The organism is Thiothrix sp. UBA5583 (genome assembly GCA_002425225.1).
In the GTDB taxonomy this organism is placed as follows: Bacteria; Pseudomonadota; Gammaproteobacteria; order Thiotrichales; family Thiotrichaceae; genus Thiothrix; species Thiothrix moscowensis.
The window spans coordinates 1-13,250 of record DILV01000019.1 but is presented as its reverse complement, the minus strand read 5'-3'; the positions used below and the strand labels follow the sequence as shown (position 1 = coordinate 13,250).

Genomic DNA, 13,250 nt, shown 5'->3' with positions numbered 1-13,250 from the left:
GCATCACTTCCGGTCACACCCGGGCAAACCACCATTCCCTTTCCTCACTTCAAACAACTGTGCATCAAGGCGGGGATAGACTACGCCGAGTGGTTTGTTGAGTACCTACACAAAACCGGCATCCTGTTCTATCAGCAAGGTGCTTTTCAGGATCAGATTATTCTCGACCAGAACTGGGCAATTGAAGCGGTTTACAAACTATTTGACCCCAAAGGCAAGGCCAAACCTAAAATCCTGCGCTGGGATGGTGGCTTTTTCGGCGATGACACCAGCACATTCTGGCCAAAGGTTAATGAAACCGAACGTGAGATTTACCTCAGTTTCATGCGTAACTGCGGGATTTGCTATCAGGTCAAGCCTCAGCAAAATGATAAGGAACAGATACCGTTTACTGAGCGCAAATTCGTTATCCCGGCGTTATTACCCGCCAGTATCAGCGTCAAGGACACATGGCAACCACTGGAACAGGACTGGCTGCTGGAAGTCGAGTATGACTTTCTACACCGCAGTATCATTGAACGCATCATCATCCGGCTAGGCGAAACCTACCCCGGCAGTGACCCGTGGTACACAGGTGTCTATTGCCCGACTGAACACGGTCAAATCCTGCTGGAGTGTGCGTATCAGGATAAAAGTCAGTCAACTGAAGGCATTCTACGTTTCCAGCTACGTGGTAATCAGCTTGACGTATTGCGGGACATCTTGCGCAAACTGGTCAGTGAAACTAGCCCACACAAGCGCTACCGGGAATACTTGCGCAAAGGCATCCATGCAGCAAGGGAATCCTTGCCTGAATTCAAGGAACAAACCGCCCCGCGTTCCCGTCTGGATGACACCAAACCGGCGAAGAAAAGCATCAATTTGTTTATCTCCTATTCACATAAGGACGAGAAATACAAGAATCGCCTTGAAGAACACCTGACCGCCATTAAACGCACACTACCGCTAATTGCCTGGAGCGACCGTTCCCTGTTTTCCGGCGAATCGGTGGATGAACAAATCTTCCAGCAACTGGACACTGCCGATATTGTCCTGCTACTCATCAGCCCCGCATTCATTACTTCCGATTACTGTTTCACCAAGGAAATGGTGCGTGCATTGGAACGCTACCGCGAAAAGGGCAATGTGGTGATCCCGGTCATCATCCGCCATACCGAAGGCTGGCGTGACCACGAAATTGGTGCAATCACTGCCTTGCCCAAAGACGGCAAGCCTTTAGCCGAATGGCGCAACAAAGATAAATTCTGGGGCAGCGTGGAAGACGGGATTCGTGAGCAGGTCAAAAAGCTCATGAAAACCTGAGCAGAGGTGTCACATGCCCCACCCCACCCGTAAACCCGCCCGCTGGCTGTTATGGTCAAGCCTGTGTATGCACCACTGAACCATTCCCGCGCTACCGAATCCAATCAGGCAGGCAATAACATAACGTGAGGAAAACCTGCCATGAAAACCATCATCCCTGCCCTGCTTGCCGCCGCCACGCTGACTGCCTGCGCCGCACCACCCGCCGGACATGGCGGCAACCCGATTCCGCCCCCCTTGCAAACGCTGCCGCTGACCGCTACCCAAGATGCCAACCTGCGCACCCTGTTGGGTCTGCTGCCCAGCAGCCCCTTCACCGTAGCGGTGCTGGATCGTGATGCCAGTTACACCCTGACTGCCGGAGACATCGCCATCACCCGAGGCGGTGTCACCAATGGCGAAATCAGCCGCCGCCCACTGAACCGCGCGGATGTAGACACCATCAACGGCACGGCAGGCAACCCGCTGGCAGAAGCCGCCCGCCAGTTGCAAGCCGCTGAAGCCAAATGGAAACAAAAGCGCCCGCAACATTACGCCTATACCCTGCAACGCTCCTGCTTCTGCGCCCCTGATTACCGCAAACCGATTGAAATTCGCGTCTTCAAGGGCAAAGTGCAGCAAGCCAGCCTGTTGCCGGAAAACGTGCCGCTGCCCGCCGAACGCAAAGCCGAAGCCCTGACCATTGACGGTCTGTTCCGCATGATCCACGAAGCCATCGACAACAAGGCCGCCAGCGTGAGCGTGGAATACGACAGTCAGTATGGCTACCCCACCAGCATTAGCATTGACCGTGACCAGCGGATGGCTGACGAGGAAGTCTACCTGTCTGCCAGCAATTTCAAGATTGCCAGCGGCCTGAAACCCAAACAGGGGTGGTAACGACGTATACTTGGCATACACACCAACCTTTGGGAGGATTCATGAACAAAAACCAGCTCAAGAGCATCTTGCGCAACGCGGTCATGGCGGCTCTGCCGGTAACGGTGGCAGGCTGTGCTTCTGATCCCGTCACGGATAAACCGCCGGTGTCGACCGACCCGTGCCGTGGCCCCGTTACCCGTTCGCCGGGGCATAGTGAAATTACTGCGCCGGTCTACAGCATGAATGTGCCACTTTCCACCACAGAATGCGCCAAACTGTGCCAGAAACTGGCACGCAAGGAACATGACTACGAGTGGAGCACCCTGATTGGCATGGAAAACTTCAAAGCCAGCAAGTGCGACACCAAACTGGATGCCCAAGGTCAGGGGCAACTCAGTTGCACGGCTGACTACACCATGGTCGATTCCGACTATACCAATGCTCCCGGCTGCTATTCACCGCCGCGCCCAATGGTCGGGCGGATGCCTGCTGGTCTGCATGTCGAGCCGGTGGAAGCCGCTACCCTGCTGGGTGACTACTTCGCCGACATGGCAGCGATGGAAACCGCCGCCATCACCGCTTTCCGCTACCTTGCCCGCGAACTGGAGGCTTACCAGGCACCTGCCGAACTGATCCGGCTAGCCAAAACCGCCATCATCGAGGAAACCGGGCACGCCCAACTGGCAGGCTTGCTGTCGCAGGCGTGTGACACTGCCGTGCCCCACGTCGAAGTGGCGGATTTCCAGCTCCGCTCCCTGTTTGAGATTGCACTGGAAAATGCCGTCGAAGGTTGTGTCAACGAAACCTTTGCCGCTGCCTGTGGTTTGTGGCAACACGAACAGGCCGGGCTAGAAGTTTTCCGTGCCGTGATCGGGCATATTGCCGAGGAAGAGATCGGGCACGCGGCCTTGTCGTGGGCAATCCACGAATGGGTAATGCCGCAACTGACCGCCTCACAACAAGCCCATGTCCGTCAGGCACAAGCCGCAGCAATAGAGGTGCTAGCACAGAAATTCCTGCATGAAGAACACCCGCTGGTACGTCAGGCTGTCGGTCTGCCACAACAGGCGGAAGCCGCCAGCCTGTTCCAGCAGTTGCGCACCCACCTGTGGGAACCGCGCATCCATTGCTGAGTTTACCTGTCGTGGGCAAGCCCATTGCTGCCCACGCTGGCAACATTGCGCCATCTCAATGCAAACCCCGCCCAGAAACACGATGATGCCTGCTTTGACAAACAGCAAGGGCAACAAGTGATGGAAAGCAAACACAAATGGCTGGCAGGCGGTGCAGGCTTGTTGTTGGGAATGCTGGCAATGCAACTCTGGCATGGCTACCAGTACCCTATGCGCCCCCTGTTCGTGGAAATCGTCAACATGCGCCAGGACGACATTCCCCTGCTGAAAATCGAGCATGGCAACGACCTCAGCCAGGAAAAAATCCTCCTCACCCAACTACGCAGCGGCGAATCGCGCTACATCAGCCTCAACCACGAACCGGGCAAAGGCTATAGCGTGGAAACCCAGTTCGCCGACGGGCAAAAGACGGAAGCCTGCGTCGGCAAGCTATCCACCCGTTGGTCAAACCGGGTGATCATCACCAGCAACGGCGTGTTCAGCAAGGATTGAAACAACCTTATTGGGTACGTCGACTCTGGAACAAGCCATAGGCTGCCAAACCGCAATACACGCCAGTCTGTCCATGAATGTCCGCACCACTAATACCGGCTACCTGCCATTGGGTGGCAACGGCTGCGAAAGGCCCAGCGGGAGGAGCATCAAGATTGAGGGTCAATACACTTGGTACTCCCTTCCAGTGGCTTACCATATTCTGTGTATTGGTGAAATACACCACCGGGTCATTTTGCGAACCACACATCATAAGTGGTGCAGTAGGTGTCCAGGGATCCCGCAAGTCGGCATCCTTGACCAAAGCACGCACCTCGTTGACCGGGTTGCTGGGGTTAGCCACCGCATCAGCCAGATAAGCCGTGCGGAAAGCATCAGACAACAAGTGTGGCGAACCAAACCCGGCTTGCTGGAATGGCTGTATGCCCGGCAGTGCAGGCGCTATGCCGCTAAAGATGGCAGTAGCGGGTAAAAGCCCGCTAGTTACCGCAGCCGTATGCCCACCTGCACGAGGTAATGCCGTTTCAGCCGTTGCGGCAAAATCCGTCGAGTACACCTCACTGGCCACCGTATAAATATCGTGCGATTTTTCCAACGCTGTCAGATACATGGGGGCAAATAAAGTTGCACCACCATTGACATAGCCAGTCATGATGGTATCGAGGAAATTCAACATCGCATACGGCCCGGAAATCGGCACAGACGCACGTACTGGCACGCCTTTGGCCTGTAACGCCTTGTGGGTTGCCATTGCCACATAGCCACCTTGCGAAAGGCCAGAGACAAACAGGTCTGGTGACATGTTGATGCCAAGAGCGGTACTGTATTCCTGCACATGGGCGAGAGCATCCTGCATTTCCCCAACTTGTTGTGCTTCATCTATGTAAGGGTGATAACCCAGGGAAGAATCTGCATAGCCCGCATAATTGGGGGCAATCACGATATAGCCACGCGAGGCATACAGCGCCAGCAGGATAACGGCTTCGCTCGCGGCGGGATTGGCAGAATCCGCCAACAATTGCGACAAGTCATAGCGGCTGTCGCTGGAAGTACCGTGGGCATACAACAAGGTGGGGCGCTTGCCTGAGCAATTGGCACTGCTTCCCGTTGGCAACATGATGACACCGGAAGAAGTGGTGGCTTCCCCTGCGCCGCCACGGGTGGCATACGACATGCGCAACAACTGGACATCACATTTGCTGGAAGAACCTGCAACTGCATCCGCCGCATCGAACAAAGGCTTGCTTTGACTACCTGTTGCCGTCAGTGACGCATACACATTCGCACCAACATACCCAACCTGATACGGAGCGCTTGATGGTAACAGGGAACTGCTTTCCCCTCCTCCACACCCGGACATACCAAAGAAAACCAGCGAAATAAAGGTTAACTGCGTGATTTTTTTAAACATATCAAATCTCCTCTTTCCTAGCCACAAACATCGTTACACAAATAAAAAGCGTTTGCTAATTATTTTCTATACCGGTAATTTAAAAAGTAATTGATAGAAAGATAACGTAAGAGGAGGAGCAAATGATGAGTATGTCTATATTCAGACCAACCCCTTTTTATCTGGCGTGTCTGGTGGGGCTATCAGGCACGGCACAGGCAGGCGGGTTGGGTGTCACCGTCCAGAGTGCATCAGGGGGCGGAACGGCTGCTACCGGGCACGCGCTTGCCGATGATGCTTCCGCCATGTACTACAACCCAGCACTGCTGTCTTCCCTTGAAGGGACACAAATCAACACCGGGGTTGGTTTGCTAAGCACGGATACCAAACTGACCAACCGGGGCAGCACATTACCCACTGGCCTGGGCGGTACAGTGGTACAGGGCAACAACACTGCCAAACCGGGAGGCTTGTCTGTCACCCCCAGTTTTTACTACAAACGCGACTTGTCAGAGAAAATGGCGTTCGGCGTAGGTGTCAATACGCCATTTGGAGTCTCGACCGAATACGATCCTGACAGTTTCGTCCGTTATGAAGCGCTGGAATCCTCCCTGAAAACCGTCAACATCAACCCGGCAGTTTCCTGGAAGCTCAATGACAAACTGGCAGTAGGGGCTGGCGTCAATGTACAGATTGCCCATGCTGAACTAGGAAAAGCGCTGGGTTTAGGGGCTAACCAAACTGTCGACAGCAAATCACTGGTTAAAGGCGAGAGCGTGGGCTTCGGGGCAAACGTTGGCGTAGCTTACCATCCCACTGACAGAACCACCCTGTCTGCCAGTTATCGTTCATCAGTCAAGCACGAGCTGGATGGTGACGTAAAGTTTACCCTATCGCCTGCTGCACAGGCCAATCCGCTAGCGGCGGCTGCTTTTGTCAACCAAAAAGCCACCACAGACCTAAAAATGCCAGCATCCGTTTCCCTTGCGGCTGCACATCAAGTCAATGACAAACTGGCGGTGCATGGTGATGCGACCTGGACACAATGGTCATCTGTTCCTGAAATTCGGATCAAGTTTCCAGACCGGACACTGCCGGATTCGGTGACTGACCTGCAATGGGAAGATACTGTACGGCTGGGTGGTGGCATCACCTACAAAATGAATGACACGACCAAACTGCGGGCGGGTATTGCGTTTGACCCCACGCCGACACCGAGTGACAAAAACCGTACTCCACGCGCCCCCAGTGCAGATAACTGGTGGTACTCTGCTGGCGTTGCGAAAAAACTGCGCAAGAATCTGGAACTGGATGCCAGCGTATCCCTGGTAAAACCGGAGGATGTCACCATCAACTACACGACACCGGGCACATCACTTTCCAATTACACCACACGCGCAGACGTAAACTCTGACGCCATATCGGGAGCCATCTCGCTGAATTACCGTTTTTAAATCCCACGCTACACTACGGGGGCAATCCATTTTGCCCCCGTTCCCTGCCAAAACGTTTACAACATCCTCTCCAGCCCGTACTTCGCCTTGAATTCCTCTGCCTGCGTCTGGTAATGGCTGATCAGGTTGAGTGTCCATGCCAGTCGCTGTCTTACCGCATCATCGTCAGCACGTGGCTGGAGACTGGTTTGCCAGTCCACCAGTGATTGCCGGACAGCCTGATCCGGGGTGTTTTCCAGTCGCTGCAACGCCCGGTCGATAGCCCGGAAAGCGGCTTGTCCGAAAACAGGTTCGGTAGCTTGGCGTTTCACTCTTTCTGCGTCCAGTTGCTGCAAGGTGGCGACAGATGCACTAGCAGCGAAACCTAGCCCTGCCCCGTCACGCACATCTGCCAAATCGTGCGCCAACGCTTGGATACCGCGCGCAGTCTCCATCCGCGCCAGTGCATAACCGTAATGTGCTGCCAGATAGGCATGTTTGGGCGAAGCCTGTTTGACCGCTTGCTGCCAGTTGCTGAAGGTTGCCTGATCCGCATCATCGGGTGGGCGCTGATCGCGGATGCTGCGCCACTCACGGTACTCCTGTTCCAGGGTTTGCAGGCTGTTTTCCAGCAATGGCAAGGCTTCGGTAGCCTGCATCTCGCCCAGCAACGCCCAGGCACTGGCTTGCAACGCCGGGTTGCCCTCATCCCCCGCCCGCTTGAGCAACTCGGCTATGGCTTCGGCTCGCGGGGCAGTATCTGCGAAACGTTTCAGCGCTGCCTCCTGATTTTCCGGCAACAGGTGCTTGTCGCTGGTATAAGGCAACAACGCCTTGCCACTGTGCAACTGGGTCAATGCCTGTACTGCGGCGCGGCGCAGCAGGATATTGGGATGTTCGCTCAACGCTTGCACCTGCTGGATGACGGCTGCCCGCAACTCGCTGCTGATGCCTTCCGCATCGGCATTAAACAGGCTCAGGGCACGCTGACGCAGGCTGAAATGGGCGGAATCGTCCCCCAGCAATTGCAGCAACACTTGCATCTGACGGTTGGGATCAGGGGTATTGGAGGCTTCCAGCAACAACTGGCGATGCGCCTGCCCGCCGATCACCGGCAAATAATCCGGGTTGAGACCGTATTGCAAGCTGCCGTAATAGAAGGTTTGAATGTCATGCCAGCGCAGGGTACGCCGGGCAGATTTGTCTATCCCCGTGTAAAGCACCAGCGGTGACTGATAAAAAGCCGCGTCCAGTTTCGCCTTGAAACTGCGGGCGGATGCCGGGGCAAGCGTGGCGGGCAAAAGCTGCTGTACCTGCGGGTCATCGAACAAGGGCAGTACGGCATCAATATCCACACGGGCAATGGGTGGCAAGCGTTCGCGGTAAGCCAGCAAGACCGGCAAAGCACGTTTGTCGCCCAGAATCCCCAGTGCAAACAGGATTGGGCGAGCGCTTTCCGTATCCAGTGCCGGGTTCTGGAAGGCTTCCAGCAAGGCAGGCACCACACTGGCATCACCCAGCAACGCCAGCGCTGATGCTGCCACCGTGCGGATTTCCTGCCGTTCCTGCGCATCCTGAAAACGTGCCAGCAGGACAGGCACAGCACCCTCGTAAGCCATTGCCACCAGTGCTTCCATCGCGCCAATGCGGGGTTCCAGCCGTTCCTGCGGGTTCGACACCAGCGCCAGCAGCGCATCGGCGGCACTGGCATCACCCATCTGCCCGAGAGCGTTAGCAGCCGTACTGCGTACCCGTTCCCATTCCGCCGGGTCTTGCAGACGTGCCAGTAAAACGGGAGCAGATTCCGCCCGACCGATAGTGCCCAATGCTTCAGCGATATAGCTACGTTCTTCCTGCAAACGCTTGCGGTCTGCCAGCATGTCGTGCAACAGATTTGCCAGCCGGGCATCATCCACACCGATAGCCCGTGGAATGAGGTAAGCCACGTTGTTGGTGTTCAGCACAGACGGCAGGCTGTCGATCACACTGGCATCCTGCAAAAAAGCCAGCAGCAGGAAAGCGACTTCGCGCCGGTTGGCATCCTTGTGTTCCAGCAGACTGCGCAGAGCCGGGGCAATATCCATGCGCTGCAATACCGCCCGCAGCATTCCGGTATCCTCAGCCGGTTGCTGCATGAGCAGGTCACGCATCAGACCACTGACTGTCTGGCTACCATCGGCTATGCGGGTGCTGGCACTGGCATCCTGCATGAACCATTCAACCAGCGCCTGCACCACACGCGGGTCGCTGAAATTGCTTTCCGACTGGGTAGTGCCGTTTTGTTGCAACTGTTCCAGCCACGCAGCCGCGTCAAACGGAACAGGCATGGTCAACGGGTTCAGCATGACAGACCACTGCCCCGGATACATCTGTGTACCAGGGCTGGCAGCCACCTGCTGGAGCAATGCCAGTCCCCACGGGGTTTTGAGTGACCCCAGGCTGCCGAAAATGGCATCCCGCAACGGGTCATGTTCCTGCTCAGCCGTATCAGGTGAAGGCGGAACGTTGGGTGACAACGGCGCTGCCTTGGCAACAGGCGGGCTGACTTGCGCTTGCCTGACCAAGGTTTCGCGCTTGTCCTTGCAACCGGGTGCGGGTTTGGCATCCGGCATGACCTGCCCCAGCAGGGTGGAAACCTGACAGTATTCACCCGCTTCGATGTAGGCTGAAAAACGGCTATCCGCAGGCTGGCTGCCGATCAGTTCCCGCAGCAGCAAGCTGTAATCCTGCACGTCGCGCTTGGGATAACGCTTGTCGAGTTCCAACTGGTTGCGGCTCAGACCGGTTTCGTAAGCGTAGCGCTGCTGCCCGAACGGGTCGGGAAACTTGCTGGTTCCGGTATAGACTTCCACCCGGTCATTGTTGCCATTGCCCAGCCGCAAATGCTTGCTGCTGGCTTGCAGGTAAGCCACCACACTGAACCAGATACCCGCCAGTGCCAGCAGCGATGTACCCGTCGCCATGACGGTGCGGCGCAAGCGCATGTGGTTTTTCCAGTGCGTGTTCCAGCTTTCGATCCCGCCGGAAAACATGTCGTGGTACAGCTCGTACCACACGGTCTGGTCACGCTGCTGGCGGCGCAGGATGCGAGCCTGTTCCAGCTTGTCCAGCACCTTGCCGAGTTCCGCCGGTTTCAACCCCACCAGTGTGGCAAGATCATCCGGGGTGTAAGCCATTTTGGTTCCGCGCCGACTGATCAGATGATCAAAGGCTTTGGAAGCCACCTGTTTTTCCCGGTCAGCAAAGCGCTTCAGCACATGGTTGACGTAATTTTCCAGCAAGCCTTTCGCGCCACCCGCCTTGCGGTAAGTGGCAAGACGCAGGGTTCTGGACGGGTCATCCTTGTCCAGTTCCCACAACTGCGAGCAAACGATTTGCAGGTAAGGCGGCTCCACGCTGTCGGCACTCACACCTTGCACCAGACTGGCAGCGTCACGGCTCAGGTCACGGCTGAGCAAGTCGTGCAACAACTGTTCCAGCAGTTCCGGCTCGTAATGGTAGCCTGCCATCGACAACGGGGTAGTAATGGCTTCACGTGCCCCGGCTTCACTGAGCTTTTCCAGCCGGTAATAGTTGCCAAACAGCGGGTTGGGCAGGTGCGGCTTGAAGGCATTCAGTTCCAGCGCAAAATCTTCACGCATCGAAAACACCAGCGCCACGGGTACATCATCTGCCAGGATCACATCTGCCAACTGGTCAATGAAGGGCTGGAAACTGTCACGGTGATGCACAAAACGGTAGCGGAAAAATTCCTCAAACTGATCCAGCACCACCACCAGCGGCTGGCTTGCCAACGGTGCAAGGGTGTGGAAAAAACTGGTCAGTGTCAGGTCATCCGCTGTGGCAGGCAGGCTGTCGTGCCGTTCCAGCAATGCCTTGCGCACCGCTTGCTGCAAGCCCGCCAGTGGCGGGGCTACCCAGTCGTTGTAATACACCACATCCAGATGAAAGCCATCCTCCGCCTTGAGGATCGGCAGCACGGCAGCCTGCAACAGCGAGCTTTTCCCCACCCCAGTAGCGGCAAACAGCAAGGTCAGACGGTTGGCAGGAATCTTGCTGGTCAGGGCAGCGGTATCCGCCGCTCGCCCGTAAAAGCTGGCTTGTTCGTGTTCCTGATAAGGGCGCAAGCCGGGATAGGGTGTGGTGGTCATGGGACATCCTTGTGACTTGTGAGGTATTGCTGACTAGACAGGCATTCAGCCAATTTGTTCCGCAGGTTGTCGCTGGCACGCGACTTTCAGGCATCCATTATCTTTCCTTATTGCCTGCACCATTCCTGCAAACACCTGCCCTATGCTATAGCGCAAAAGCAGGTATTTTGTGCAACCGTGTTCAAGGAGATCAGGTATGCGGCTGTCTTTGTCCAGAATATTCGGTGCTGGTTTGCTGGTGCTGATTGTGGCAGGCGTATTGCTGCCGGAAAGCCCGCGCATTCCGGTACAGGGTGCAACAGCCAAAGACTGGAATCCGCAATCGTTCTGGTATTACCCGTGGGGAATTTCCGGCACACACAAGGGCATCGACATTTTCGCCAAGGAAGGCACACCCGTATTGGCAAGCACTCACGGGCTGGTGATCCGCAGCGGGGTGGATAGCATCGGCGGCAATGTGGTGGCGGTGCTGGGGGCGAAATGGCGCATCCACTATTACGCCCACCTGCAAACCATCGGGGTGACAAGCGGGCAATGGATCGCGGCAGGTACACACCTCGGCACGGTTGGAACCAGCGGTAATGCGCAGGGCAAGCCACCGCACCTGCATTACGACATCCGTACTCTGTACCCGCAGGTGTGGTTGTATGACTCCGGGCGGAAACAGGCATGGAAGCGAATATTCTTTGTTGATCCAAATCGTTTCTTTGAAACCTAAAAAGTCATTATTTTCAATGAAATAAATATGCAAAACTCATGATAACAGTCTGCATTTCTCGCATTAAGACCTTGCAAAACTCGCATTAATGTCTAGGATTTCTCGTATCAATGTCACGGGAACTCCGCATGTATCAACGTAACAGCACATCCCTGCTGCTGGAATTGCTGGCAGAATTCAGGATTCTTTACCTGACCGGGCCACGACAGGCAGGCAAAACCACACTTGCCAAAACCATTGCTGCCGAACGCGGGATGCAATACCTGTCGCTGGATGAAGAAGGAGTGCTGGCAGCAGCACGCAATGATCCCCACGGTTTCATCCAGTCGTTTGCCGGGCAGAATCTGGTGCTGGATGAATTCCAGTACGCCCCGGAACTCACTCCCGCCATCAAACGGGCATCAGATAACCTGCCACCGGGGCAAAAGGGCAAATTCCTGCTGACGGGTTCTGCTGATATTTTCAGTTCTGCCCGCACCCAAGAAGCCTTGCCGGGGCATATGGCACGGGTGGAGTTGTGGCCGCTTTCCATCACTGAAATCCGGGGTAGCCGTTTCAACCTGATCGACTATTTGCTGGCAGGTGACTTTTCCTACCAACACGCATTACCCGAACTGGGGCGTGAACAACTGGCGCAAATCCTGCTGGATGGCGGCTACCCGGAAGTGCAAAGCAAAAGCGCACGCGGCAAATCCATCTGGTTCAAATCGTACATACAGGGGCGTTTGTTCAAGGATTTTGAAACGCTGTATGCAGCACGGGGGGAATACCACGCCAAGTTGCAAGCCTTGATCCCTTACCTCGCGGGCTTGAGCGGTAATCTGCTCAAATATGCCAGTGTTGCCAATGATTTGGCGCAAAACGATCAAGTCGTCCGATCCTATATCGAGGCGTTGGAATGGATGTTCATCATCAAGCGCATTTCGCCGTTTGTGAAAAACAGTGCTAAACGCGAAACCGTGGGAATGCCTAAGCTGCACATGGTGGATACCGGGTTGGCTTGCCATTTGCTCGGCATCAAGACAGCGCGGCAACTGGCGACTTCCGCGATTTTTGGCAACTTGTTGGAAAGCTTTATCGTGATGGAATGCTTCAAGCACATGGGTTGGGCGGAGGAGGAAGTTGGCGTTTACCACTTCCGTGACACCAGCAAAAACGAGGTAGATATTGTGCTGGAACGCAGCGGCGGCAAGCTGATCGGGATTGAAATCAAGGCTTCGGCATCGGTGGGTGAGGCAGATTTTAAGGGATTGGTGCAGTTGGCGGAATTTGTGGGGGATAGGTTGGCAGCGGGGTTGGTGTTTTATACGGGGGAGCGGGTGTTACCGTTTCGGGTAGCTGAACGGCAGTTTTTTGCTGTGCCGGTTGGGTTGTTGCTTGCGCTGTTGTGAAGAAACCCCTCCCAGCCTCCCCTTGTCAGGGGAGGTGCAAGAGGCGGTGTGCCATTTGTTTGAACACCTCCGTTGTTCCGGTTACTATCCACTCATCATCACTTATGCTTGACTAACCATGTCTATGACCCCGCTGGAAATCGCCTTTGAGCGCATCGAAGAATGCCGTCGCACCCGCTCGCCCGAACTTGACCTGAGCAAACTCGGTCTGGATGCGATCCCCGAACAAGTGTTTGAACTGACGTGGCTGGAAAAACTGGATGTGTCGGGGGATTGGCGCAACCGAGGAAATACCCGGGAAATCCCCGCTACGATTGGGCAACTCACTGCACTGAGAGAGTTTGATTGCACGTTCAACCAGATCAGTGATCTCGCGCCG

General features: G+C 55.6%; 10 protein-coding genes. 8 read left to right on the top strand and 2 right to left on the bottom strand.

The features are described from left to right. The 4 genes from B2U47_RS07115 to B2U47_RS07100 all read left to right on the top strand — a co-directional run. Positions 1-1,302 (top strand): COR domain-containing protein (locus B2U47_RS07115; RefSeq protein WP_296676905.1); only part of this gene is annotated, 1,302 nt, incomplete at its 5' end. A 141-nt stretch (positions 1,303-1,443) separates the two neighbouring features. Continuing rightward, complete coding sequence (locus B2U47_RS07110; RefSeq protein ID WP_296676908.1) at positions 1,444-2,181, top strand: DUF6174 domain-containing protein; 738 nt, start codon at positions 1,444-1,446, stop codon at positions 2,179-2,181. Between the two features lie 41 nt (positions 2,182-2,222). Beyond that, entirely contained in the window at positions 2,223-3,296 is a 1,074-nt protein-coding gene (locus B2U47_RS07105) for a hypothetical protein (RefSeq protein WP_296676912.1), read from the top strand. A 24-nt stretch (positions 3,297-3,320) separates the two neighbouring features. Next, positions 3,321-3,788: a hypothetical protein gene (locus B2U47_RS07100; protein ID WP_296676915.1), complete on the top strand. Its 468-nt coding sequence runs from the start codon at positions 3,321-3,323 to the stop codon at positions 3,786-3,788. 7 nt (positions 3,789-3,795) lie between these two features. On the opposite strand, the gene B2U47_RS07095 is transcribed toward B2U47_RS07100, so the two are convergent. Continuing rightward, positions 3,796-5,199, bottom strand: a complete 1,404-nt coding sequence (locus B2U47_RS07095; protein ID WP_296676916.1) for an alpha/beta hydrolase family protein — start codon at positions 5,197-5,199, stop codon at positions 3,796-3,798. A gap of 125 nt (positions 5,200-5,324) precedes the next feature. Here B2U47_RS07095 and B2U47_RS07090 point away from each other — a divergent pair, with 125 nt between their 5' ends. After that, positions 5,325-6,632, top strand: a complete 1,308-nt coding sequence (locus B2U47_RS07090) for an OmpP1/FadL family transporter (RefSeq protein ID WP_296676919.1) — start codon at positions 5,325-5,327, stop codon at positions 6,630-6,632. A gap of 56 nt (positions 6,633-6,688) precedes the next feature. On the opposite strand, the gene B2U47_RS07085 is transcribed toward B2U47_RS07090, so the two are convergent. Beyond that, positions 6,689-10,762 (bottom strand): HEAT repeat domain-containing protein, encoded by a 4,074-nt coding sequence (locus B2U47_RS07085; protein WP_296676923.1) that lies wholly within the window; start codon positions 10,760-10,762, stop codon positions 6,689-6,691. Between the two features lie 196 nt (positions 10,763-10,958). Here B2U47_RS07085 and B2U47_RS07080 point away from each other — a divergent pair, with 196 nt between their 5' ends. The 3 genes from B2U47_RS07080 to B2U47_RS07070 all read left to right on the top strand — a co-directional run. Further along, positions 10,959-11,480 (top strand): M23 family metallopeptidase, encoded by a 522-nt coding sequence (locus B2U47_RS07080; protein ID WP_296676927.1) that lies wholly within the window; start codon positions 10,959-10,961, stop codon positions 11,478-11,480. Positions 11,481-11,590: 110 nt separating this feature from the next. Beyond that, entirely contained in the window at positions 11,591-12,871 is a 1,281-nt protein-coding gene (locus tag B2U47_RS07075) for an ATP-binding protein (protein ID WP_296676930.1), read from the top strand. 118 nt (positions 12,872-12,989) lie between these two features. Beyond that, positions 12,990-13,250, top strand: a 261-nt coding sequence (locus B2U47_RS07070; RefSeq protein WP_296676933.1) for a hypothetical protein, incomplete at its 3' end; no start/stop codon positions are given.

What these genes read in the sequence shown, in the direction of transcription:
- B2U47_RS07110 (WP_296676908.1), top strand. Translation starts at nt 1,444, where the DNA reads ATGAAAACCATCATCCCTGCCCTGCTTGCCGCCGCCACGCTGACTGCC.
- B2U47_RS07105 (WP_296676912.1), top strand. Translation starts at nt 2,223, where the DNA reads ATGAACAAAAACCAGCTCAAGAGCATCTTGCGCAACGCGGTCATGGCG.
- B2U47_RS07095 (WP_296676916.1), bottom strand. Translation starts at nt 5,199, where the DNA reads ATGTTTAAAAAAATCACGCAGTTAACCTTTATTTCGCTGGTTTTCTTT.
- B2U47_RS07090 (WP_296676919.1), top strand. Translation starts at nt 5,325, where the DNA reads ATGAGTATGTCTATATTCAGACCAACCCCTTTTTATCTGGCGTGTCTG.
- B2U47_RS07085 (WP_296676923.1), bottom strand. Translation starts at nt 10,762, where the DNA reads ATGACCACCACACCCTATCCCGGCTTGCGCCCTTATCAGGAACACGAA.
- B2U47_RS07080 (WP_296676927.1), top strand. Translation starts at nt 10,959, where the DNA reads ATGCGGCTGTCTTTGTCCAGAATATTCGGTGCTGGTTTGCTGGTGCTG.
- B2U47_RS07075 (WP_296676930.1), top strand. Translation starts at nt 11,591, where the DNA reads ATGTCACGGGAACTCCGCATGTATCAACGTAACAGCACATCCCTGCTG.